The sequence below is a fragment of the Rhizobium phaseoli genome (genome assembly GCF_003985125.1).
GTDB lineage: Bacteria > Pseudomonadota > Alphaproteobacteria > Rhizobiales > Rhizobiaceae > Rhizobium > Rhizobium phaseoli.
Window position 1 is genome coordinate 311,895 of sequence record NZ_ML133565.1, and the last position, 23,785, is coordinate 335,679.

General features: G+C 61.8%; 18 protein-coding genes. 8 read left to right on the plus strand and 10 right to left on the minus strand.

Going from position 1 to position 23,785, the window contains the following annotated elements:
* Nucleotides 1-22: 22 nt before the first annotated feature.
* Nucleotides 23-910, plus strand: a complete 888-nt coding sequence (locus tag EFD56_RS01470) for a LysR substrate-binding domain-containing protein (protein WP_012490061.1) — start codon at nucleotides 23-25, stop codon at nucleotides 908-910.
* On the opposite strand, the gene EFD56_RS01475 is transcribed toward EFD56_RS01470, so the two are convergent.
* Together EFD56_RS01475 and EFD56_RS01480 are read right to left on the minus strand one after the other, a co-directional pair.
* Nucleotides 911-2,563, minus strand: a complete 1,653-nt coding sequence (locus tag EFD56_RS01475) for an acyltransferase (protein WP_012490060.1) — start codon at nucleotides 2,561-2,563, stop codon at nucleotides 911-913.
* Between the two features lie 67 nt (nucleotides 2,564-2,630).
* On the minus strand, nucleotides 2,631-3,125 hold the full coding sequence (locus EFD56_RS01480; protein ID WP_012490059.1) for an Lrp/AsnC family transcriptional regulator: 495 nt from the start codon (nucleotides 3,123-3,125) through the stop codon (nucleotides 2,631-2,633).
* Nucleotides 3,126-3,297: 172 nt separating this feature from the next.
* Between EFD56_RS01480 and EFD56_RS01485 the strand changes: the two genes are divergently transcribed.
* The 4 genes from EFD56_RS01485 to EFD56_RS01500 all read left to right on the plus strand — a co-directional run bounded on the left by EFD56_RS01485 (nucleotide 3,298) and on the right by EFD56_RS01500 (nucleotide 11,504).
* Nucleotides 3,298-3,504: a hypothetical protein gene (locus tag EFD56_RS01485; protein ID WP_126904451.1), complete on the plus strand. Its 207-nt coding sequence runs from the start codon at nucleotides 3,298-3,300 to the stop codon at nucleotides 3,502-3,504.
* 28 nt (nucleotides 3,505-3,532) lie between these two features.
* Nucleotides 3,533-7,240, plus strand: coding sequence for a trifunctional transcriptional regulator/proline dehydrogenase/L-glutamate gamma-semialdehyde dehydrogenase (putA, locus tag EFD56_RS01490; RefSeq protein WP_126904452.1), 3,708 nt, complete (start codon nucleotides 3,533-3,535; stop codon nucleotides 7,238-7,240).
* Between the two features lie 134 nt (nucleotides 7,241-7,374).
* Complete coding sequence (locus EFD56_RS01495; RefSeq protein WP_064817369.1) at nucleotides 7,375-8,478, plus strand: transposase; 1,104 nt, start codon at nucleotides 7,375-7,377, stop codon at nucleotides 8,476-8,478.
* A 485-nt stretch (nucleotides 8,479-8,963) separates the two neighbouring features.
* Nucleotides 8,964-11,504, plus strand: a complete 2,541-nt coding sequence (locus tag EFD56_RS01500) for a methyl-accepting chemotaxis protein (RefSeq protein WP_126904453.1) — start codon at nucleotides 8,964-8,966, stop codon at nucleotides 11,502-11,504.
* A gap of 37 nt (nucleotides 11,505-11,541) precedes the next feature.
* Here the strand turns inward: EFD56_RS01500 and EFD56_RS01505 are convergent, their stop codons facing one another.
* Entirely contained in the window at nucleotides 11,542-12,867 is a 1,326-nt protein-coding gene (locus EFD56_RS01505) for an NAD(P)/FAD-dependent oxidoreductase (RefSeq protein WP_126904454.1), read from the minus strand.
* 231 nt (nucleotides 12,868-13,098) lie between these two features.
* Here EFD56_RS01505 and EFD56_RS01510 point away from each other — a divergent pair, with 231 nt between their 5' ends.
* Nucleotides 13,099-13,575 (plus strand): Lrp/AsnC family transcriptional regulator, encoded by a 477-nt coding sequence (locus EFD56_RS01510; RefSeq protein ID WP_004679019.1) that lies wholly within the window; start codon nucleotides 13,099-13,101, stop codon nucleotides 13,573-13,575.
* Between the two features lie 301 nt (nucleotides 13,576-13,876).
* On the plus strand, nucleotides 13,877-14,233 hold the full coding sequence (locus EFD56_RS01515) for a cupin domain-containing protein (RefSeq protein ID WP_126904455.1): 357 nt from the start codon (nucleotides 13,877-13,879) through the stop codon (nucleotides 14,231-14,233).
* 138 nt (nucleotides 14,234-14,371) lie between these two features.
* Here EFD56_RS01515 and EFD56_RS01520 read toward each other — a convergent pair whose 3' ends face one another.
* The 7 genes from EFD56_RS01520 to EFD56_RS01550 form a co-directional block, all read right to left on the minus strand.
* On the minus strand, nucleotides 14,372-15,799 hold the full coding sequence (locus EFD56_RS01520; protein ID WP_126904456.1) for an aldehyde dehydrogenase family protein: 1,428 nt from the start codon (nucleotides 15,797-15,799) through the stop codon (nucleotides 14,372-14,374).
* Nucleotides 15,800-15,946: 147 nt separating this feature from the next.
* On the minus strand, nucleotides 15,947-16,909 hold the full coding sequence (locus EFD56_RS01525; protein ID WP_126904457.1) for a threonine/serine dehydratase family protein: 963 nt from the start codon (nucleotides 16,907-16,909) through the stop codon (nucleotides 15,947-15,949).
* Nucleotides 16,910-16,911: 2 nt separating this feature from the next.
* Nucleotides 16,912-17,907 carry an ornithine cyclodeaminase family protein gene (locus EFD56_RS01530; RefSeq protein WP_126904458.1) on the minus strand — a complete coding sequence of 332 codons (996 nt, stop codon included), beginning with the start codon at nucleotides 17,905-17,907 and terminating at the stop codon, nucleotides 16,912-16,914.
* Nucleotides 17,908-18,105: 198 nt separating this feature from the next.
* Nucleotides 18,106-19,587, minus strand: coding sequence for an NAD(P)/FAD-dependent oxidoreductase (locus EFD56_RS01535; protein WP_206513398.1), 1,482 nt, complete (start codon nucleotides 19,585-19,587; stop codon nucleotides 18,106-18,108).
* Nucleotides 19,584-19,886, minus strand: a complete 303-nt coding sequence (locus tag EFD56_RS01540; protein WP_126904459.1) for a (2Fe-2S)-binding protein — start codon at nucleotides 19,884-19,886, stop codon at nucleotides 19,584-19,586. The genes EFD56_RS01535 and EFD56_RS01540 overlap by 4 nt, the downstream gene beginning before the upstream one ends.
* The gene (locus EFD56_RS01545) at nucleotides 19,867-20,994 is read right to left on the minus strand and encodes an NAD(P)/FAD-dependent oxidoreductase (RefSeq protein WP_126904460.1); all 1,128 of its coding nucleotides are present in this window, start codon (nucleotides 20,992-20,994) and stop codon (nucleotides 19,867-19,869) included. Before EFD56_RS01545 ends, EFD56_RS01540 begins: the two co-directional genes overlap by 20 nt.
* Nucleotides 20,995-21,051: 57 nt before the next feature.
* Entirely contained in the window at nucleotides 21,052-22,374 is a 1,323-nt protein-coding gene (locus EFD56_RS01550) for an NAD(P)/FAD-dependent oxidoreductase (protein ID WP_126904461.1), read from the minus strand.
* A gap of 501 nt (nucleotides 22,375-22,875) precedes the next feature.
* Between EFD56_RS01550 and EFD56_RS33075 the strand changes: the two genes are divergently transcribed.
* The gene (locus EFD56_RS33075) at nucleotides 22,876-23,577 is read left to right on the plus strand and encodes an aspartate/glutamate racemase family protein (RefSeq protein WP_126904594.1); all 702 of its coding nucleotides are present in this window, start codon (nucleotides 22,876-22,878) and stop codon (nucleotides 23,575-23,577) included.
* Nucleotides 23,578-23,785: the final 208 nt, after the last annotated feature.

The window sequence follows — 23,785 nt, forward strand, 5'->3', positions numbered from 1 at the left end:
TCATGCGAATAGGAGTCTCGTGATGCAATTTCGAAGACGGCTTCCGTCGCTGACGGCGCTGGTGACGCTGGAAGCGGTGCTGCGCAGGAAGAGCTTCACCACGGCGGCGAGCGAACTCGGCGTCACCCAGGCGGCCGTCAGCCGGCAGATCGCCGCCCTGGAGGAGGAGCTCGGCCAGCCGCTCTTCCTGCGCAAGCACCGGGCGATCGAGCCGACGGCCGCCTGCGTCAGCCTCGGCGCGACGCTGGCAAAGAGCTTTGCCGACATCGCCGAGAGCGTGGAGGCGATCCAGTCGCGCAGTCAGGACGTGGTGACGATCGGCGCGACCGTCGCCTTCTCTTCCTTCTGGCTGCTGCCGCGGCTCGCCGAATTCCGCCGGTCCAATCCCGGCATTCTCGTGAGGGTGATATCCCAGGATAACCCGATCACGCTGGATGACGGGGAGATCGACGTGGCGATCCGATACGGCGTGCCGCCCTTCAGCGATGGAACGGTCATTGCCTCGCGCGGCGACGTCGTCTGCCCCGTCTGCTCTCCCGACCACCTCAGGCGACGCGGAAATGGTCCGCTCGGCTCCGCCGACGAATTCATCGAAACGGAGGTGATCGATCGTTCCTGGTATGGCTGGGCGCAATGGGTGTCGCTGACCGGCGGCAATATCGAGGTCAAACCGTCGCTTCGCTTCAACCATTACACCGAAAGCATCGCGGCGGCGCGCGCGGGACAGGGGATTGCCTTGGGATGGCGCATGCTGATCGGCACCTTCCTGGAGGACGGAACGCTGGTGTCGGCCTCAGGAACCGAGCTTGCCGCCGAAGGCCGCTACAACGTGATCGTGCCGATCAAGGCCAAGCGCAGCCATGCGGGCGATCTCGCCGCCGCCTGGCTGACGGCCTCGCTGCACGGTTGATCAGAGGCCGAGGCCGGGTGTCGCCGTACGATGGACGCCCTTCGGCACGAAGGCGAACTGATCCGCCAGGCTGAGGAAATCGGCCGCCAGATGCATGACCGAAAGCCACATTTCGGTTCCCTGCAAGCTCGGCTCGCCGCCGTCGGCGAACGGGAAACCTTCGCCATCCCGCCATCTGTCGAGCGCCCTGGAGATCAGGCCGCGCGCGATCGCCTCGCCGTCGGTCCGGCGGTAGTCGGTCTGCCGCCCGATCAGCAGCAGCGGATGGATCGTATCAAGCAGGTTGCAGGCATTGTATTTCTCGGCAACGAAGCCTTTGTGGTTGCGGTAATTCAGGTGAACCGTCTCGATCGCTGCATGCGGATGCGGAAGCGGCATGCCGAACTGCGCATAGGTGCCGCGCGTCAGGCGATAAAATCCATTCACCGGCTGGAGCCATCCCTCCAGCGCCGTCGGCTCGCCCCAGAGGCCGGAGACGCCGCTGGCAGTGCGGCTCAGCCACTCGAAGAGCGCCGGTCGCGGCCCCTTGGTGCCGAAATACCTGGCGTTGAAATACATGGCGGTTCCGATGGCATCGACGACGCTGCCGGCGTGCCACGCCCGGCTCGGCCAGGGAAGCACACCCAGCCACTGCTCCAGCTCTCGAGCATCAAGCTGTACCGCCTGGATCGGGTGCCGTGGCCCGGAGCCGAGCAGTTCCAGCGCATAGCCGACCGAAAGCACGTTGTACAGCGCCTTCGGATCTTCTCTCAATGCCCGGTCCTGCCCATGCGAATGCGCCTCCGGAAAGAGGCCGGTCTCCCGCTCCTGAAGACCCCGGAGACGCTCGACGGTTTGCGACGTATCGAGTCCGGGCGGCAGCTGATCGAAGCCGGCGGCGATCTCGATGGCATCGCAGAGATGCCGGATCGCCGGCCGCCTTATTCCGTCCGCCTCCAGCGATTCATAGCCCTCGGGTGTTTTCCAGCGCGCAAGGATATCGGGCCATTGCTCCTTCGCCTTCTGCCCGAGCCTGACCAGTCGGTCTTCGATCTCTCCAATGCCGGATTTCCTGGCCGGTGCGCCCCTGCTCCGCAACATCTTTGCCGGAACTCCGCCGGCAATCGCAAGCGCAGGAACATCTTGCGTGACGACCGCTCCTGCGGCAATCACCGCGCCGTTGCCGATCGTGACGCCATCGAGGATCACGCAATTGGCGCCGATCCAGACATCGTCGCCGATGACGATGCCGATGCTGACGACGCCTTGGCGATGGATCGGCCGATCGGGGTCGTCGAAACCATGGTTGAAGCCGACGATCGACGCATGCGAAGCGATCCGCACGCCATTGCCGCAGGTCACCTTGCCGGAGACACAGGCATAGGGATTGATCGAGCAATCGTCGCCGAGGATCACGTCGCCCCGCACGAGCGCATGCCCGGCAATCCAGGACCGTTCGCCCATCGTCAGGCTCTCGGTGAAGATCGCAGCATTCTCGGCAATATAGGACGTCTCGGCCAATTCGGCGCCGCATGCTCGCCGAAGCTCCGCCTTGCGGGCAAGGTGAGCGGGATGATCGAGATCCTTCGCGACGCGCTCCCAGGGAAGAAATTGAAGCCTGCGCGCTTCGCGCTGTTCGTCTGCCGATAATGGGACGCTATTGGCTTGGCCCATCTTGATCCTCGCATTCAGCTTCAGCCGCGAATATCGGTTTAGCAGGACTGTCGGCGGCCGTCTTCCTTCACGAAAGACTCGAGCCGAACTTGTCCCAGCCTTCCTTGATCGTCTCCATCGCCACATTCGTCGAGGTGTTGGCAACATGGGGCAGCGTCGAGATGCGCTCGCCGAGCACGCGGCGGTAGCGCCCGATGTCGCGGGTGCGGATCTTCAGGAGATAGTCGAACCGGCCGGCAATCATATGGCACTCTTCGACTTCCCGGATCTTTTTGATGGCTTCGTTGAAGCTTCTCAGTGCATCCTCGCGGGTGTCGGAGAGCTTCACCTCGACGAAGGCGATGTGGTCGAGCTGCATCTTCGATGGGTTGAGGACGGCTTTGAAGCCTTCGATGTAGCCGTCGCTGATCAGTCGCTTGAAGCGAATCTGGCATGGTGTCTTAGAAAGCCCGACGCGCGCGGCGAGATCGGTGATCGACAGCCTGCCGTCCTCGGCGAGTGCCGCGAGGATCTTTCTGTCGAATTGGTCCAATTCACTAAAGTTATCGGTTTCCGCAGCCATTTGAACTCTCGATAATCGGTTTATAAGTTCATACAGCTTGAAAACCATTGAAATCAAGTGAGATCGCGATTCGTGACTGTGGTAGATTAATCGTCGGCAATGGGAGGAAGGGCGCAGCCGCCTGGCGCATTGCCGGGCTCGGTCGCTGCGACGTGTAAAAGGGGGATCGTAGATGCATGAGAGAAAAGCTGATGGCGATCAAAAACCGGATCTGCTCGCTCACTATCGGCCGGTGGCGATAAGAGCGGTCGCAGCCGCATTCACCCTCAAGAGCGACAAGCCCCCTGCGCGTCCGCTTCACGAGACGGAATATTCCGGCCCGATTTTTACGGACGATGCCACCTGGGACGACGAGCCCGGTGTTCCATTTATCCGTTAGACGAAACATTCACCGATCAGGAACTCTCATGTTGAACGCAGCGATCGACCCCGCATCCTCCAAAGAACCCGCCGGCGGCGTGCCGTTCGCCGCCTTTGCTCCGCCGATCCGGCCGCAATCGGAACTCCGCCAGGCGATCACGGCAGCCTATCGCCGTCCGGAAACCGAATGCCTGCCGCCGCTGGTTGCGGCCGCACGCGTTTCCGAAGCGAAGCGTTATGATATCCGCAGCACGGCTCGCAGCCTCATCGAGGCGCTTCGCGCCAAGCACAAGGGCACAGGCGTCGAAGGGCTGGTGCAGGAATATTCGCTCTCCAGCCAGGAAGGCGTGGCACTGATGTGCCTTGCCGAAGCGCTGCTGCGTATTCCCGATACCGACACCCGCGACGCGCTGATTCGCGACAAGATCGCCGAGGGCAACTGGACCTCGCATATCGGCGGCGGCAAATCGATGTTCGTCAACGCCGCCACCTGGGGCCTCGTCGTCACCGGCAAGCTGACCTCGACGGTCAATGACCGCAGCCTGTCGGCAGCGCTGACGCGGCTGATTGCCCGCGCCGGCGAGCCGGTCATCCGCCGCGGCGTCGATATGGCGATGCGCATGATGGGCGAACAGTTCGTCACCGGCGAAACCATCGAGGAGGCGCTGAAGCGCGCCCGGCCGCTCGAAGCGCGCGGCTTCCGCTATTCCTACGACATGCTGGGCGAGGCCGCGACCACTGCTGCCGACGCCGAACGTTATTTCAAGGACTACGAAAAGGCGATCCACGCCATCGGCAAGGCTTCCGACGGGCGCGGCATCTATGACGGTCCCGGCATCTCGATCAAGCTTTCGGCGCTGCATCCGCGTTATGTCAGGGCGCAGGCCGGCCGGGTGATGGGAGAGTTGCTGCCCAAGGTCAAGGCGCTCGCCGTTCTCGCCAAGACCTATGATATCGGCCTCAACATCGACGCCGAGGAGGCCGATCGGCTGGAGCTTTCGCTCGATCTGCTCGAGGAGCTCTGCTTCGCCCCTGATCTTGCCGGCTGGAGCGGACTGGGTTTCGTCGTGCAGGCCTATGGCAAGCGCTGCCCCTTCGTCATTGATTTCATTATCGATCTGGCGCGCCGCTCCGGACGCCGGATGATGGTGCGCCTGGTCAAGGGCGCCTATTGGGACGCAGAGATCAAGCGCACCCAGCTCGACGGTCTCGACGACTATCCTGTCTATACCCGCAAGATCTACACCGACGTCGCCTATATCGCCTGCGCGCGCAAGCTGCTTGCCGCCGCCGATGCCGTCTTCCCGCAATTCGCCACCCACAATGCGCAGACGCTGGCGACGATCTATCATCTCGCCGGTCCCGATTTTGCGGTCGGCAAATACGAGTTCCAGTGCCTGCACGGCATGGGCGAGCCGCTCTATGACGAAGTCGTCGGCAAGGAAAAGCTCGACCGGCCCTGCCGCATCTATGCGCCAGTCGGAACCCATGAGACGCTGCTCGCCTATCTGGTGCGTCGCCTTCTGGAAAACGGCGCCAATTCCTCCTTCGTGCATCGCATCTCCGATCCGAACGTTTCGGTCGAGGCGCTGGTCGCCGATCCCGCCGAGATCGTCGCCGCCATGCCGATCGTCGGTGCGCCTCATGTGCAGATCGCCGCGCCGAAGGCGCTTTACGGCAATGCCCGCGCCAATTCAGACGGGCTCGATCTCTCGAACGAGGCCACGCTGACGGATCTCGCGCAGGCGCTCGCCTCCACGGCCGAGAGCCCCTGGCACGCGCTTCCGATCCTCGCCGACGGTTCCACGGATGGGGTGACGCGCGACGTCCTCAATCCTGCCGATCACAGCGATGTCGTCGGCACTGTCACCGAACTGAAGGTCGAGGAGGCTGCCCGCATCGTTGCGATGGCAGCCGACTATGCGCCGCAATGGGCGGCCGTGCCGCCGGCCGAGCGCGCCGCCTGCCTGGAGCGGGCTGCCGACATCATGCAGGCCCGTATGAAGACGCTGATGGGCATCGTCATGCGCGAGGCCGGCAAATCGGCGGCCAACGCCGTCGGCGAAGTGCGTGAGGCAATCGACTTCCTGCGCTATTACGCCGAACAGGCGCGCAAGACCCTCGGGCCGTCCCACGCGCCGCTTGGGCCCATCGTCTGCATCAGCCCATGGAATTTCCCGCTGGCGATCTTCACCGGCCAGGTGGCTGCGGCGCTGGTGGCCGGCAATCCCGTGCTGGCCAAGCCCGCCGGCGTCACGCCGATCATCGCCTCGGAGAGCGTCAAGATTCTCCACGAGGCGGGCGTGCCAGTCGGCGCGCTGCAATTCGTGCCCGGCAGCGGCCGGCTTGGGGCCGGCATGGTCGGTGCCGAGCAGACGGCCGGCGTCATGTTCACCGGTTCGACCGAAGTCGCCCGGATGATCCAGGCGCAGCTCGCCGAACGGCTGTCTGCAACCGGAAAGCCGATCCCGCTGATCGCCGAAACCGGCGGCCAGAACGGCATGATCGTTGATTCCTCGGCTCTGGCCGAGCAGGTGGTGGCCGATGTCATTGCCTCGGCTTTCGACAGCGCCGGCCAGCGCTGCTCGGCGCTCCGCGTCCTCTGCCTGCAGGACGATGTGGCTGACCGGACGCTCAACATGCTGAAGGGTGCCTTCCGCGAGTTGACGATCGGTCGTACCGACCGGCTCAGCATCGATGTCGGCCCCGTCATCAACGACGGCGCCAAGGCAGAGATCGACCAGCATATCGAGCAGATGCGTGGCGCCGGCCGCAAGGTTGAACAGTTGCCGCTGCCCGCAAGTGCTGCCGCAGGTACCTTCGTTCCGCCGACGATCATCGAGATCAAGGCGCTGAAAGATCTGACCAAGGAGGTCTTCGGACCGGTCCTGCACGTTTACCGCTTCAAGAGAAACGGGCTCGACCGCCTGATCGAAGATATCAATGCCTCGGGCTACGGCCTCACCTTCGGGCTTCATACGCGGCTTGACGAAACCATCGCGCATGTGACGAGCCGCATCAAGGCCGGCAACCTCTACGTCAACCGCAACATCATCGGCGCCGTCGTCGGTGTCCAGCCTTTCGGCGGCCGCGGCCTGTCGGGAACTGGCCCGAAGGCAGGCGGTCCGCTCTATATCGGCCGCTTAGTGCAGCGCGCCCCCGTGCCGCCGCAGCAGGATTCGGTTCATACGGACCTTGCCCTTCGCGACTACATCGTCTGGCTGGACAAGAAGGGCTTGACGGTCGAAGGGGAGGCAGCGCGTGGTTATGCCGGCCGCTCGGCCCTTGGGCTCGAACGCGAGCTCACCGGCCCGGTCGGCGAGCGCAATCTTTACGCGCTGCATCCGCGCGGCCGCATTCTGCTCGTGCCGCAGACCGAGAGTGGGCTCTATCGCCAGATCGCCGCAGCCCTTGCAACGGGCAATCATGTCGCGGTGGATGCCGGTTCCCTCTCGAAATCGGTGCTCGCCGATCTTCCGGCTGCGGTCGCCAGCCGCATTTCCTGGACCTCGGACTGGGAAAAGGACGGACCTTTTTCGGGCGCGCTCGTCGAGGGCGATCGCGACAGGGTCCACGCGGTCAACAAAAGGATCGCGGCCCTGCCCGGTCCGCTTCTCCTGGTTCAGGCTGCCACGAGCGACGAACTTGCCGGCGATCCCGAGGCCTATTGCCTGAACTGGCTGCTGGAAGAGGTCTCGACCTCGATCAATACCGCCGCTGCCGGCGGCAATGCCAGCCTGATGGCGATCGGTTGAGCAAACCCGGCGCGAGGGCGTCAAAGTGCGCCCTCAAGGCCGCTGACAGAGCCCTCTTTCGTCATGCTCGGGCCTGCCCCCATGGGCGCTAACTTAGTATTGACGGTGATGATCGCGAGTGATTCATCTTGGTCATGAGCGATTCGTTGCAAGCATTGGATTGGGGCGAGCTGGTCGAACGACTTGGCTCGGCGGAAGAGTTGGAGGCGAGCGCGCGCGAGGCCGGCGCGCTGCTTCGAAAACGGCAGGTGGGCGGCGCGGCCGATCTGCTGCGATTGTGTTTCGCCTATGTGCTTGGTGGTTTTTCGCTTCGAACCTTGGCGGCTTGGGCCGAGCAGCGGGGGCTAGCGTCGATGTCCGACGTGGCCATGCTTAAACGTCTGAAGGCCAGCGCCGATTGGGTAGGCTATCTGGTTTCGGAGTTGCTTGCCGAGCGCTGCCCCGAAGCCTTTGCCGGTGTGCGCAGTGACCTGCGGCTGATGGCGGTTGACGCCACGGTCGTTGCACCACCTGGGCCAAAGCGGGCCTACTGGATGGTGCATACGGTGTTCGACCTTTCACGGCTGAAACTCAGCTCGGTTGAGGTCACCGATCGTCGTGAAGCCGAACGGCTGTCGCGCGGCGTCAAGGCCGGCGAACTTCGGATCGCCGACCGTGCCCATGCCAAGGCGGCCGATCTGGCTGTGGTGGTCGGGGTCGGGGCCGATTTTCTGGTCCGTGCTCCTTCCAACTATCCGCGCCTGCTGGATAGCGACGGCCAGTTGCTGGAGCGCTTGGCACTCTGCCGCGAGGCGGACGCCAAGGGTGTGCTCGATCGGTCCGTGAGGATCCAGGACGGCAAGTCCAAGGTCGAGGTGGCGGCACGTGTGGTGATCTTACCCTTGCCGCCTGAGGCCGCCGCAAAAGCCAGGCGAGCGGCACGCCGGTTGGCCGCTAAGGCCAGATACACGCCTAGCGATGCCGGCATCGAGATGGCTGGCTACCTGGTGCTGCTGACTTCGCTTAACGCCGACGACTGGCCCCCGGAGCGGCTCGCCTCGACCTATCGGTTGCGATGGCAGATCGAACTGGCCTTCAAACGCATGAAGTCGCTGATCGGTTTGGAAGACCTACGTGCCAAGGACGCCGACCTGGCCCGCCTGTGGATCAACACCGCCCTGCTCGCCGCACTGCTGGCCGAAGACGGCCTGCCGGCCCTCGATCCCGAGGCGCCGGACTCTCTCCCCCTGGCAGCCTGAACCAATCGGCATTGCCGATCTGGCGTCTCGTCGCCATCGCCATTACCAACATCTCTATCGCCGTCTTGCACGCCGCCATCAGGCCCATCGCCATCGGCCAGCTGCTCCATCGACTGCGAGAGCCGCCGCGAAGGCGAAGAGCCATCGCACATCGACGGCTAAGTTAGCGCCTATGGGGCCTGCCCCGAGCATCTTGCTTCCGTCGATAGGGCAGCAGATCCTCGGCACAAGGCCGAGTATGACGTCGAGGAAAGGGCGAGGTTGCCAGCAAATCGGGGGGAAGAGGCAGAAAAGATATGCCTTCAGTCATCCTCGGGAACAAACTCGACACCATTGACTATTTTTTTAAGAGTTCTGCCTATCGTGATGGTCTCTGGCGCGGCCACCGCCAATTGAGGGCAATGGTCAATTGCGCGCAGGCGTGCTGTCGCATGATGGGGCGCCGGAGTTAAGAGCCGAATTTCCTGGGCGGGGGCCACCATTTCATGTCGTTGATTGACCGACTATTGCAGCGTATGCGGATCGTGACGAAGGTCCTCTTCTTCGTGGTGCCTCTCGTCATCCTCATCGCGGGCATCGGCCTGTTCGGCTATTTCACGGCTGGGACGCTGAATGGCCAGATGACCCTGACCCGGCAGACGATCGATACGCTTTCCAGTTTTCAGCAACTGCGATCCTCGCTGACCGCCTTTACCGACCTTCCGACGCCGGCCACGCGCGATCGGCTGGTCGCCAGCATCGCCGATCAGCAGAAGGGTGCGGCGACGCTCGATGCCATGTTGAGCAATCCCGCCCAGAAGCAGCAGATCTCCGCCGTGCGCGAACTCGGCGGCAAGATGCAGGGCGGCGCCGACGCGCTCTGGGCGGTGGCGCAGGAACGTGCCAATACCGAACTGGGGATCGATGGGGCGGTAGCGCAACTTTTCAAGGAAAGCCAGACCGCCCGCAAGCAGCTCGACGTTCTTCAGGACCAGGCCGATGGCAAGGAGGCCTTCGTCCGGGCACTTCTTCTCGACGCCTCGGCCTACAAAAATCTCTCGGGACGCGTTGCGAAACTGCGCAAGGCGACCGCAGCCGCAGCCGATCCTCAGAAGCTTGCCCAGGCCATCGGCAGCCTTCTGCCGCCGCTCGTCAAGGAAGTCGGCGAGAGCGAGGCGCTCGGCTCCGATAAGGCGAAAAGCCAGATCGCTCCGCTGAAGCCGGTTCTGGACAAGCTTGCCGCGATGGCGAAGGACAGCGCCAATCTGTCGCTCGACGGCTATGCTCCCGTCGACCAGGATCTGCAGCGTTTCGAGGAGCAGTTTGCAAAACTCGCTTCCGGCAATGCGGATACATCAATCGAGCGTTTCGCCGGCATGGATGCGAGCATAGCAACGCTTCGCTCGATGGTCGTGATCGTCAATGCCGCTTTCAAATCGATCGACGATCTGCGACTGCACCTCAGCGAACTGAACAGGCGGGTCGATGCCGAGTCGCGGGATGCGGTTCTGGTGGATCTAAAGGCCCTGCGCGAAAGCGCTGCAAAGCTCGAGCCCTTGAGCGGCAAGAACGCCGCTTTGAAGGATCTTGCCAAGAAGATCGAGCCTTCCCTTGCTTTGATCGAAAAGGGTACCTCGGACCTGATATCGATCGCGGATCGGTGGCAAGGCAACAAGCAGACAGCGACCGAGCTGGTGGCGGCCGCAAGCCACACGCTCGAGCAGTTCGTCAGCACGGCGCAGGAGAGCGGCAAGGAAATCAGCCAGCGCTCGGCCACGATGTCGCTCTCCGCCATGATCGCGGGAACGGTGCTCGCCATCATCGGCGGGCTGATGCTCATCGAAACGCTGCGCGGACCGCTGAAGCGGATCACCCAGACGATGACGAGACTTGCTGCCGGCGATCTCAATGTTCCGATCGGCGATGGCAAGCGCGGCGATGAAATCGGCGATATGATCCGCTCCGTGACGGTCTTCCGCGACCAGGCGCTCGAAAAGACGAGGCTCGAAGAGGTCGCGGAAACGAACAGAGCGCGGGACGAACAGGAACAGGCGCGCCGCGCAGCCGAGCAGGCACGCATCGAAGCCGAGCAGAGCGAGGCCCTGGACGCGCTGTCCGACATGCTCGGCAAACTCGCCGACGGCAATCTTGCTGCCGTGATGAGCGAGGAACTGGCCGCCGATTATGTCGCGATGGCCAGAACTTATAACCAGGCGATCGATGCGCTCCGCCGGACCCTCGCCGAGGTCCGCAACACAACCTACGAAATCGCCGAGGGCAGCACCAATCTTTCGGGCGCGGCCGACGATCTGGCACGGCGAACCGAACAGCAGGCGGCTGCCCTCGAAGACAGTTCACGCGTGCTCGGCGAGCTGACCGCGAGCGTCCGCACGACGGCGGAAAACGCGCGCCAGACATCGGTTTCCGTCGCAGAGGCGCACCGGCAGGCGGAGCATTCCGCGGCCGTCGTCGCCAAGGCGGTCGACGCCATGGACGCCATCAACCGATCGTCGGACAAGGTCACCAGCATTATCGGCGTGATCGACGAGATCGCCTTCCAGACCAATCTTCTCGCCCTTAATGCCGGCGTCGAGGCGGCGCGGGCAGGAGAGGCGGGCAGGGGCTTTGCCGTCGTCGCTCAGGAGGTGCGCGAGCTTGCACAGCGCTGCGCCAAGGCGGCCCGCGAGATCAAGGATCTTATCTCCAACAGCGCAACGCAGGTCGGCACCGGCGTCAAGCTCGTCGAGGAGACCGGCCAGGCGCTATCGGCGATCATGGAACATTTCACCTCGATCAACGGGCTGGTGCAGGTCATCTCGACGGCGACGAGCACCCAGTACAAGGGGATCGACGAGGTCAATAACGCCGTTCGCGATATCGAACATATCACCCAGCACAACGCCGCCATGGTCGAGGAAAACACCGCCGAGATTCACAGGCTGCGGCAGCAGGTGGAATTGCTGAACGAACGCATCTCCCGCTTCCAGACCGCCGACAGCCGCAGGGATTCGGCTGTCCAGAGCCATCGGATGGCCGTGGCCTCCTGAGCGGCGTTTATGTCTTTCGCTTGGGGCGCGCGCCTGTTTAGAAATCGGCGACTTTGCCCCAGGCGGACGCCGCAAAGCGGCTGGGATGGTAGGGCCGCGGATCGACGATCGGCTCATCGCCGGTGACGATGTCGGCAATTAGATGACCGGCGCCGGGTCCGATGCCGAAGCCATGACCGCTGAAGCCGGCAGCGAGGATGAAGCCGGGGAGGGTGGCGATCTCACCGATCCCGGGCACGCCGTCCGGCGTGCTGTCGATATAGCCCGCCCAGGCTGCGCTGATGCCGGTGTCCTTCAACGCAGGCAGAAGTTTAAGCGCCCGCGCATGCGTAAGGGCAATGGTGGCCGCGTCGACCGCCGGGTCGAGGATGCGCATGCGCTCCATCGGCGTCTGGGTGTCGAGGCGCCAGCGTGCCAGGGATTCATGGCCGGAACGAATTCCCTCCAATCCGCCGGGCGCGAGGCTGCGCCAGCGCCGGGCGAACATCGGCAGGAACTGCGGCGCGAAACGAAGCTGCTGTGCAGTCGGATCGACCCGGCCGCGGCCGCTGATCGCCAGCGTGTAACCGCCATCGCCGCGACGCGTCACGGAAACCGCGGAGGTATGCAGTGCATCCGGCAGGCCGCTCGCGCCCGGTGAAACCGAAAGGATCGACGAGCGGATCGAGGCTTGCGGAAATCGAATGCCGAGCTGGCGGCAGAAGGATGAGGCCCAGGCGCCGCCGGCCAGGATCGCGATTTTGGTCCGGATCGTGCCATGCTCGGTGACGACGCCCGCAAGCCTGCCGCCTTCGATGTCGATGCCGCGGGCCGCACAGGACTGATGCACCGTGCCGCCGAGCTTCAGGATCGCGCGCGCGACGGCCGGCGCGGCACTTGCCGGATCGGCGGTGCCGTCCGTCGGTGAAAGTACCCCGCCTTTCCACACGGAGCCGGTCGCGCGCCCGCGGTCGGTTGCCTTCGCGCTGCTCAGCATATGGGTCGTGACGCCGACCGACCGGGCGAATTCGCCCCAGCGAGCCCAGCCGGAGAGCTCCTCTTCGCTGTTGCTGAGATAAAAAAGACCGCAGCGGCGGAAGCCGGTGTCCTCGCCGGTCTCGGTCGCGAAGCGCTCCCACAGACCGAGGCTCTTCGTCGACATCGGCAATTCCCGGGCGTCGCGGTTCTGCTGCCGGCACCAGCCCCAATTGCGGCTCGACTGTTCCGCCCCGATCAGCCCCTTCTCGACCAGGGCGACCTTCAATCCGCGCCGGGCCAGATAATAGGCTGCGAAAGCACCGACGATGCCGCCGCCAATCACCACCGCATCGGCGGCAGCAGGCGGCTGTGGGGTGGTGTCGACGTGCGTGAGCGGTGCGGGCATGGCATGGTCTCCGGTTCGGTACTAGTCTAACGGATCCGAAGCCGCGCCTTTGCCGCAGATCGACCGGCGGCAGCAGAAGATTCTGTCTTGCGGCGAGTCCAGCAGCCATTTGTGCTTCGTCATATGCCGCAATCTGATCGACACTGCCTTGGTATATGTTAAGCTCGACGCTGGAAAACCGCAGCATAATCTGCTGCACCGTTGGCGATCTCTAGCAGACGAAGGCGTGTGATGAAACTCGACCGGATCGACATAAAAATCCTCTACGAACTGCAGAAGAATGGCCGCGTCACCAATGTAGAACTCGCCGAGCTGGTCAATCTGTCACCGAGCCCGTGCCTGATGCGGGTGAAGAAGCTGCAATCCGAAGGCTACATCGAAGGCTATTCGGCTCAGATTAATGTCAGTAAGCTCGGCCAGACGCTCACCGTGTTTACCGAGATTACACTGAAGAACCATCGGCAGATCGATTTCGCCCGTTTCCTCGCGGCGATCGAGAAGGTCGACCAGGTGATCGAATGCCATCTGGTTTCGGGCGGCTATGATTATCTCCTGAAATTCGTCACCGCCGGCATCGACGAATATCAGACGATCATGGAACGGCTCACCGATATGGACGTCGGCATCGACAAGTATTTCAGCTTCGTCGTCCTGAAATCGCCGATCATCAAGGCCCACATGCCGCTGACCACTTTGTTTCCGCATTAGAGAGCGCGCATCGCCCCGGCATGTATGATCCGCACTTGCCCTCCTCGGTGACAGATGTCGCAACAGTCCGCAGGTGTGGCTGGGTGGTGGAGAGATTTCGAAATTTACGACTGAAACAAGGCCTTATTCGGTAACGCCGACTTCCGCATCGCCTTAATCTCGGATGACACCACGACCCATCCCAGAGGCAGGCCGGGATGGTCGAGGCCATCGGCAGCCCGTACTGCTCAGCTGTCGCGCTCGGAAACAGTCCAACCCTCGCCTCGTAGATCAGAACCGCCTCTCAAAGAAGGAAGATGACATGTCACTGTTGGTCACCATCGACACCAATCCGGATTTCACGCCAAAGGACGCGGTCCCGGGGCCGGAGCGTCTGATTTCGGGCAATCCCTTTTTCAAGACCTGGGCCCAGGATGCTTCAAAGGGGGAGAAGGTGTTGACCGGCGTCTGGGAAGCGACGCCTGGCGAGCATCATTCGATCAAAGGCACCACCTACGAATTCTGCCATATTATTTCGGGCCTCGTAGAAATCGAGGAGAAGGGCGGCCAGACGAAAACCTATCGGGGTGGTGACAGCTTCGTCATGAAGCCCGGGTTCGTTGGAGTTTGGCGTACTATTGAGACCGTACGCAAGATCTACGTCTGTGTTTACGAGTGACAGCAGATCTCAGGTGCGCCCACTAGAATAATGGCGCACCTGAGAATTCCAGATGAGGCGACTTCAGAAACCTGAACCGACGTTACTGCAGCGCCTCGCGTAAACATCCCCGAACGGACATACCGAAGTTTGGACATTTCACTCGTCCAAGAAGCCGACGATGCTCTTGGTTTCGCTAAACTCGTCCAGTCCGAACTTGCCGTACTCCCGACCGTTGCCTGATTGCTTGTAGCCGCCAAAAGGGGCGGCGCTGTCCCAGGCGCAGCTGTTGAGGCGAACAGTGCCGGCGCGCAGCCTGCCTGCGAGCGCCCGCGCTTCTTGCGGATCTCCCTGAATGTAGGCCGCCAGACCGTAGGGGCTGTCGTTGGCGATCGCGATCGCTTCCTCTTCGCTATCATAGCCGATGATCGACAGTACCGGGCCGAAGATCTCCTCCCGTGCGATCGTCATCTGGTTGGTGACGCGGGCAAACACGGTCGGGCGCACGTAATAGCCGGAATTGAGATGCGAAGGGCGCCCAGGACCACCGGCGACGAGCTCCGCTCCTTCCGCGATGCCGCGTTCGATCAGCGTCTGGATCTTGTCGAACTGGGCGCCGCTCGCGACCGGTCCGAGGTCGGTGCGTGGATCCGAGGGCGGGCCGACGACGAGCGCAGCCGCTTCCCTCGCGGCGATCAAGCCTGCTTCCTCCATTCGCTCCGCCGGCACCAGCATCCGCGTTGGCGCGGTGCAAGTCTGGCCGGAATTGCTGAAGCAGCGGCGTACGCCAGCGCTGACCGCGGCGGCGAAATCGGCGCTGGGCAGGATGATGTTCGGCGACTTGCCGCCGAGTTCCTGATGCACTCGCTTGACGGTCGGTGCCGCCGCCTGTGCCACGGCAATGCCGGCCCGCGTCGAGCCGGTGAAGGACACCATATCCACATCCGGATGGCTGGCCAGTGCGGTTCCGACAGTAGGTCCGTCGCCTTGGACGAGGTTGAAGACGCCTTTCGGCACGCCGGCCTCATCCACGATCTCGGCGAAGACCACGGCACTGAACGGAGCGATCTCCGATGGCTTCAGGACCATCGTGCATCCCGTAGCGAGCGCTGGAGCGACCTTGCAGGCGATCTGATTGATCGGCCAGTTCCAGGGGCTGATCATCGCGACGACCCCGATAGGCTCGTGTACGATGCGGGTAGAGCCCTGCATGTAGTCGAAGGCAAAAGTCTCGATGGCCTTGATCGTTTGCTCGAAATGGGTAGCTCCGATACCGGCCTGCTCTGCCCGGGCCATGGCGAGGGGAGCGCCCATTTCCCGCGAGATGACATCGCCGAGCTCGTCATTGCGGCGCTTGAGGATATCCACTATGCGCTTCAGCAGATCGATGCGCTCGGTCTTGGAGGTCTGAGAGAAGGAGGCGAACGCCCCCCGCGCTGCCGTGACCGCCCTCTGCACGTCGGCGGCGCTGCCGAGCGCTATCGTGCCCGCCGGCTGCTCCGTCGAGGGATCGATGACTTCGAGTGTTTTCGAGACGCAGGGTTCGATCCACTCACCGTCGATATAGAACCTGTGGGCATGCATCATTGATGGCTCCAATCTGTTGCTTGGTCTGCCGACGAACGCAGTCCGCGATACGCCGAACGGCGGACAGCTTGTATTTGCCAAAGGATGATCGCAGACCTTCAACGGCGACCGGGTGGTGCATTGACCGAAGTTGAATGGATCACAGCGCTAATTGTAGATCTCGGCCAGGTCGTGTAGATCCCAGTTCCCGCCGGACAGCACCGTACAGACTTTCTCTTCTGGCTTCACGTGTATGCTGCCTGCCAACAAGGCTCCGATTCCAATGGAGGCGGCCGGTTCAGCGATCAATTTTGCATCTTTGGCAAGGGCACGCATCCCGGCAATGATGTGTTCGTCGTCAACAAGAACAATCTCGTCCACATATCTTTCGATAATGGGATAGGGGTTTTGCCCCGGGACGCTTATCCTCAAGCCATCGGCAATGGTGTTCTTCAAGGGAAGCGTTGTCCGCTCCTTGTTGATCCGGCTATGGAAATACTTCGGTGTCAACGCAGGTTCCGCGCCTATGACCCGCACGGATGGGTTCGTTTCCTTGATGGCGGTCGCGATTCCCGAGATCAGCCCTCCGCCCCCCACGGGAACGATGACGGTATCCACATCCTCCAGATCCTGCAATATTTCACAACCGATCGTTCCCTGACCGGCCATTACTATGGGGTCCTCAAAAGCGTGAACAGCCGCGTACCTGTTTTCTTCGGCGATTTCATACACCCTTTTCCATCTGGCGGCGGTATCGCCGTCGAAAAGAATAACTTCCGCTCCGAGGGCCTTGGTGTTTTCGATTTTGATCTTGGGCGTGGTGACCGGAAGGACCAAAATCGCTTTCACACCCAGCATCCTGGCGGCATAAGCGAGCCCTTGGGCATGGTTGCCCGACGAGGTCGCGATGATCCCGTTGGCGATCTCTTCTCGGGAGAGCGAGAGAGCCTTGTTCAGAGCGCCGCGGATCTTGAACGCGCCAGTAATCTGCAGGGTTTCGGGCTTGAGATAGAGCTGACAACCAACCACTTTCTCGATCTTGTCCGCACGCAATAGGGGGGTATGTCTGACGTGCGGTTTCAGCCGCTCTTGAGCTTCACGGATGTCGTGAATGGTGGGGAAATTGCGCATGGTCATTGCTCGAAAAACTGAAAGAAGGTGCCGACGTTATTGGCTACGGCGTTATGATAAATTTTGCTGGCTGTCGTATTGTCCTGTATGGCCATGCCCGTGGAGTCGAAGATCGTGATTTCGTCATCACTTTCTCGTCCAGGTTTCCTTCCCAGCAATATCTCGCCGATTTCACCATGAATGTCGTCTTTGGTGATGATATTCTTGTTCAGGGGATGCCAGGTTTCGCCCTTCTCGGTGCACTGCGCCATCGAGTCGACGACTAGCTTTGCGTTCCTGAATATCTCTGGATCCAATTCCTGCTTGCCCTGTTGATCCGTGCCGATCGCAACAATATGCGTGCCGGGCCTGACCCAACCCGCCTCTACGAGCGAGCCTTTTCCGCGGGTCGTGGTAACAAGGATATCGGCCTGCTCGACGGCCTCCTTTTTGGAATTCGCCATCATGACAGGAATGCCAAGCTCGCTTTCAATATCCGTCTTGTATTTGAAGAGCGTGTCGGGGTTGCTGTCCCAGGCGTGGATCTCCTCGATCTTCATGATCTCGTTGATCGAACGGATTTGCATTCTCGCTTGATTGCCAGTGCCGATCGATGCGACCGTCGTGGCGTTCTTCCTCGCCAGCGCTTTGACGGAGACGGCTCCAGACGCTCCCGTTCTGAGACCAAGAATCAAACTTCCATCCATAACGCAAATCAACGCACCGCTCCTGGCGTCGAACAGGAAAATCGTCGCCATGCCATTGGGCACTCCGTGTGCAGTCGGGTTATCAATGAACCCGCCGGAAGAGGCTTTCATGGAGATTATTTCATTGGCTTTGTAGTAGCCAAGCTTAAAGTCGATTTCCCCCCGAGGCGACGGGAGATCTATCCCCATATAGTCAGGTTGTTCAACCTGATCACTGCTAAAGGCCTTGTACGCCTCTTCCACGGCAGCGATGACTTCCGTCACGCTGATCAGCCGACTGACCTCGTCCTTTTTAAGCAGCAGCGTTTTCATGCACCAGCTCTCTATTTCTTGATTCAACCACCGCTTCGACTATTCCGCCCAATTCCGCCATCATCATAATCGCCGAGTTTTGGCTTTATTAGCCATATGCGCGGAGCCCCAGGCAGATTATTTTATATTGCGCTCAGCTTTTGGCAGAGAGTGCGGCCCGCGCCTTGGTGGCGCCCATGGATTGTGTCCTGTGCGCCATCAGCGCCGCGTTTCTAAGAATCCGGCGACAGCGACGATGGCTGCATCCGTGTGCGGCCAAGCGGCTAGCTCGCCCAGCGTCACTGGTTTGATGGGCGGGCGCAGCCGATAGTAACCAGCCTCGCTGGGCGAGCCGCCACGGCATTCTGCCAGCAGTTCGACCGCAGTCAGGCCGCACAGCCGGCCTTGACATGGGCCCATTCCACATCGTGTGAACGCCTTCATCTGGTTCGGGCCCGGCACGCCGAGCGCTGCAACCTCGCGCAGCTTGCCAGCCGTAATTTCTTCGCAGCGGCAGACGATGGTGCTGTCGTGCTCTGGAATCCGGAATTTCTCGCCAGAACGAAAGCGACGCTCGATGAACGTCCTGCCTCTCATGGCACGAGCTAGCTCTCGAGTGAGCCGTGTCCGACGCTCTCCGTAGGCATTTCGGTCAATGAGGTTTAAGTCGAATGTGGCATTGAGGCCAGCCAACTCCCCTTGGAGTGCGGAGGCAACCGCGCCGACGATGCCGGCACCATCGCCGGCGATCGAAACACCTGGAACGGAACTTGCGCCGCAGGCATCGACGCTCGGGCGGAAAACCGCCGAATGCTCATCCCAATAGTAATCGCATCCCGCCGCTAGCGTGAGATTGAGGTTTGGCGCGATTCCTTGGTGCAGGAGGAGAAGGTCGCCTTCAATCTCGAGAGAATTCTTGCCCCTGCTCGCGCGCAGAGCGCTGAATTTTTCCTGCCCAACGGCCTCGATTGCGGTCACCCCGCGAACGACTCGCGCCCGCCGGTGAACATCGAAGAGAAGTTTCAGGCCTTTAAGGGCATGGGGTGAGGTGACAAAGGCGGGCAGATGAACGAGAGCCGTACGCCAGTTCTCGCGTGGCGTGGCGTCGACAACTGCGATCACATCTACGCCTGCCCGGAGAAGCTGGCTTGCCACTAAGTACAGCAGCGGCCCGGTTCCGGCGAGGATGGTGCGCCCGGACGGCACGAGACCTGACGACTTCATCAAGATCTGCGCCGCTCCCGCCGTCATGACACCCGGCATGGTCCACCCTGGGAACGGGAACGGGCGTTCGAGCGCGCCTGTTGCGAGGATCACCCGATGGGCGGCGATCGGTCGAGCAATCCCGCCGAGGGAAATCCCGACCTCGAGCGGATGCGCGCCGTCCAATTCTTCGTCAGCAGGCCCGACACTCCACACAGTCGCACGGGGGGCGTAGCTCAAGTTTCCTTGCCGAAATCGCTCGATGAGCTTCCGCCCGGCAGCGTAGTCCGGCCCCATGCAGGCGAGGTCGGCATCTGATGCATGCTCGACCGACCGATAAATCTGCCCGCCAGGGGATTCATTTTCGTCGGCGAGCAAAACCGCGAGACCGTGGATCGAGGCTTCGATGGCTGCCGAGAGGCCGGCGGGGCCCGCGCCAACGACGACGACGTCATAGGCAGGCGCGAGATCGGTGGCAGACTGAATGTTTCTAATCACCCTTCCTGCCTCGGCATGGCCGCGCCCTCCTGTGTTTCGATCCGCATCCCCTCCGCAACGTTGGTCATGCAACCCCGCTGGTTCGGCCGGCCATCGATTTTGACGAGGCACTCGAAGCAGACACCCATCATGCAGTAAGGACCACGGGCGGCGCCGGAGACCGGGCTGCTACGCGTGCTGCCATACCCCGCGGCCAACAGTGCGGCGGCAACGCTATCGCCTTGTCTGGCCATGGTCGGCATGCCGTTGAATGTGAATGACATTGAACTCTCCTTTCGGTCAGGCAGCCGCCGGAACATGGAACCTCCGGGAATGAAATGCGGAAAGATCGTCAGAAAGCGCGCCGGCTGAAATCTGCCGCGACAGGACCAGCGCATGATTGGCCGCCAGAGTCACGCCGGAATGGCAGGCACATGCGAACGCACCAGGAAACCTCTCTGACTGCTCGTAAATGGGGTAGCCGTCCGGCGTCACCACTCGGAATGCGGCCCAGATCCGCACCGCACTGGCGTCCTTTAGAAGTGGGAATGTGCGCACGGCGCGCTCAGCGAGGACCGCAGTAATCGGCCCGCGCGGCCGCTGGTGATCGATTGTGGTTTCCTTGCTTTCGCCGATCAGCACCGATCCCTCGTCTGTCTGCCGCAGATGGCCGGTGGCATGGCTTAGGAAAGGCTTCAGCCGCTCGGTCACAATGATCTGGCCGCGGCTGGGCGAGAGCGGAACGTTCAGCCCGACCATCGGAGCGAGCGCGGTGTTGCCGATCCCGGCAGCAAGGACGATCTTGCCGGCACCGAGTCGCCACCCGTCTCCGGCCAATTCGAACGTACCTGCGCGATGACTGATCGCAATCGTCTGCCGATGCGGCAGATAATGAACGCCACGCTGCTTAAGCGCCTTATGAAAGCCTGCGAACAGCCGCAGCGGATTGACGTGTCCATCGAGCGGGCTGAAAATCGCCCCTGCCACGGTCTCGCCGACCAGCGGCAAGCGGCGACGCATCTCCGCCTGATCGAGTATTTCATATTCGAGCGGTGGGGTTCCTTCCGCCTCCATTCCGGGCTGGCCGGCCAGCTTCGCCATGGATGTGATCCCGCGTTCCAGCTCCGTAGACGTGAGCCGAATTGAGAAGCCGCCCGATTGGACGAATCCAGTGTCGACGCCGGTTTCGGCCTTGAGTTCGGCCGCCAACTGGTGCCAGTTTGCAGTCGAGAGTCGCGACCACTGCGAATAGGCGGCGTTGCCGAGGCCCTTGCTTGAACTCCATACGAGACCGAAATTCGCCCGTGCCGCCCTGTTTGCCACATCGCCTTCATCGATGACGGCAATCCTTTGTCCGCACGTGGACAGACCCCAGGCAATCGATACGCCCACGAGGCCGCCGCCGATGATGATTACGTCGTAATCCATTTCGCTAGCTTCCTTCCATGCGTATATCAACGGCCTCTTGCTGGCCGGCACTCACGTTCAGATGGCACCTACCTTAACTTTCGAACCGTCCACCAGGCGCGACAGGCGGAAGGGGGTGGGGTCGACACAGGGTGCATCGTTGGCAACGAGGTCGGCGGCCAGGCGGCCGATGCCCGGGCCGAGGCCGAAGCCGTGCCCGGAGCCGCCCGCGGCCAGGTAAAGGCCCTTCACACCATCGACCGGCGAGATGACCGGCACCGCGTCCGGCGTGAAGTCCACGTAGGCTCCCCAGCTGTCGGCGATTTCGACGCCCGCCAACGCAGGAACCTGCTTGGTGACCCGTTTCAAAATGGCCGCGATCGTGCGGCGGCTCGGCGGCGGGTCGAGAACGCGCATCCGCTCGAAGGCCGACGGTTTACTCTTGTTCAAGCTTCCGAATGCCTCCGGACCTTGGAGGAAGGATTTGCCGATGCCGAACTGCACCGCTTTCAGACGCTTCATGAACATCGGCATGAACCAGCGGGCGTAGCGAATGCCTTGTGGAGTGATATCCAGCATTGCCCTGCCGCTGATCGCAAGCGTGTAACTGCCATCCAACCGGCGGGTCAGCGCGCAGTCCGGCGTATAGATCGCCTCGCCCAGATCCTTCGTGGGCCGCGTACGAAGCGCTGTCTGGCGCACGCTCGCCTGTGGAAACACAACGCCGTGCTGGCGACAAAACATCGACGTCCAGGCACCGCCAGCACAAAGGACGGCTTGTGCCCGGATGGTTCCCTTTTCGGTGATGACCCCCGCCACCGCTCCATTGACCAGATCGAGGCCTCGCGCAGCGCACTCCTGGTGGATCGTCGCGCCAAATTTGCGAGCGCCGTTCGCGATCGTCGGCGCGGCGATGGCGGGCTCGCCCTTGCCATCATCGATCGAATGCACGCCGCCGACCCATCGGCGTCCATTTGCCGGGATCGTGGCAGCCGCTTCCTTTGCGCTGAGCATCTTCGTATTGACATTGAACTGCCGGGCGGTCTCACGCCATGCTTCCCATTCCGCCAGTTGCCGCGGATTATCCGTAGCGTAAAGCAGACCGCATCGGCGGAAGCCCACGTCCTCACCGATTTTAGCCGCAAACTCATCCCAGGCTTGCAAAGCGATGCCCGAGAGCGGTAACTCGCGTGCATCCCGGTTCTGCCGCCGGCACCAACCCCAGTTGCGGCTCGACTGCTCGCAGCCGACATAGCCCTTTTCGACCAGAGCTACGGACAGTCCCCGCTCCGCGAGAAAGAAAGCTGCCGTTGCACCAATAATGCCGCCGCCAATGACGACAACATCAGCCTTTGCGGGAAGCTCTTGATCGTTCGGTATGCGCTTGACAATTGGAGACATGGGGGCTGACCTGAACTGATTTTGGCGGCCGATCTATACGGCACTGTTTCCTGCTCCTCCGGCGGGAGCAATTGAGGCAATGACGGCTATCGCATCGATTTCGACGAGATAGCCCTAGTGAAGTTCCGGTACCGGAACGACGTGCGAGTCGGGCGGGAAGCGCCCAAGCCTAGCCGTTCGGACGGATGCATTTCGATGACGCCTTCTGCCGGACGCAGGAAATTCCCGACGGACAGGGCAGGTCATGTGAAGCTACCGAGCGGAGGCGAGCAGCATGTATCGAATGCAAATGCAGGGGCGGCAGGAAATTCCGTTTTCGGCGGCGCGACAGTCACAGCTAGGACGGTCGAGCGGGTAAGCTACAGAGCGTGGTCTGACGACAGCGATTTTTGAATTGGTTTGCCGTCGAGCACGACAGATGCCCTGATCAGGTGCATGTCACCCCTGCTGCTACAGTCTCACCATAAAGAGCGTGCGCAATCAAAAACCGAGATATTAGCTATGACTACAGGCACTCATGAGTCCCCTGCGCTTGCCATGATCCACACGGTCCCCGGGATCATCCCCGCGTTCAACGAACTCGTTAGCCGCCATCTGCCCGGTTGGCGCCCGTTCAACATGTTGGATGAGAGCTTGCTGGGGAACACGATCCGCGAAGGCGCGCTATCACGTCAGACCATGCGGCGGCTTGCGACTCACATTTGGTCAGCGGTGGATGCGGGGGCTTCCGCAGTCCTCGTTACTTGTTCGTCGCTCGGCCCTGCAGTGGATGCGGCAATGCCACTCTGCCCCGTACCTCTCTTCCGTATAGATGATGGGGTGGCAATTGGGGCCTTGCAATGCGGAGATCGAATTGGCGTCCTCGCAACGCTGTTTACAACATTGAGCCCCACGACCCACTTGATCGAAAGCCATGCTCAGCGAATGAGTCGCGAAATTCTCCTTACAAGTCATCTCTGCGAAGGGGCGTTTGAGAAACTGCGGGACGGAGACAGAGCGGCGCATGATGCGCTGATACGTGAAGGCCTCGCTGCTCTGTTGGGCAACGTTGACGTGGTTGTTCTAGCTCAAGCATCGATGGCAAATGCGCTGAGCGAGATGAAAGGCACACCGGTGCCAATACTAGCTAGTCCCGAACTTGGAGTGCTGCATATGTCCTCAGCGCTGAAGAGCGCGACGTCGGGGAAAGCCCTGAGAGGCTAGGTAACCCGTCGATATTCCGGCAGCTCAACGGATGGTTGAGCTGGGTTCGCCCTCGTTCAGGGGCGCCGCGGCAGAGGTGAGAGGCGCACTGCTCATCCAAGGATCAACTGGCGACCAGCAAAAGCGGCGAACATCAGGAAATCGTGGAGCGACCTGATGAACAATGGATGTGGCATCGACGAATATTTGCGCCACGTGCGCTGAAACT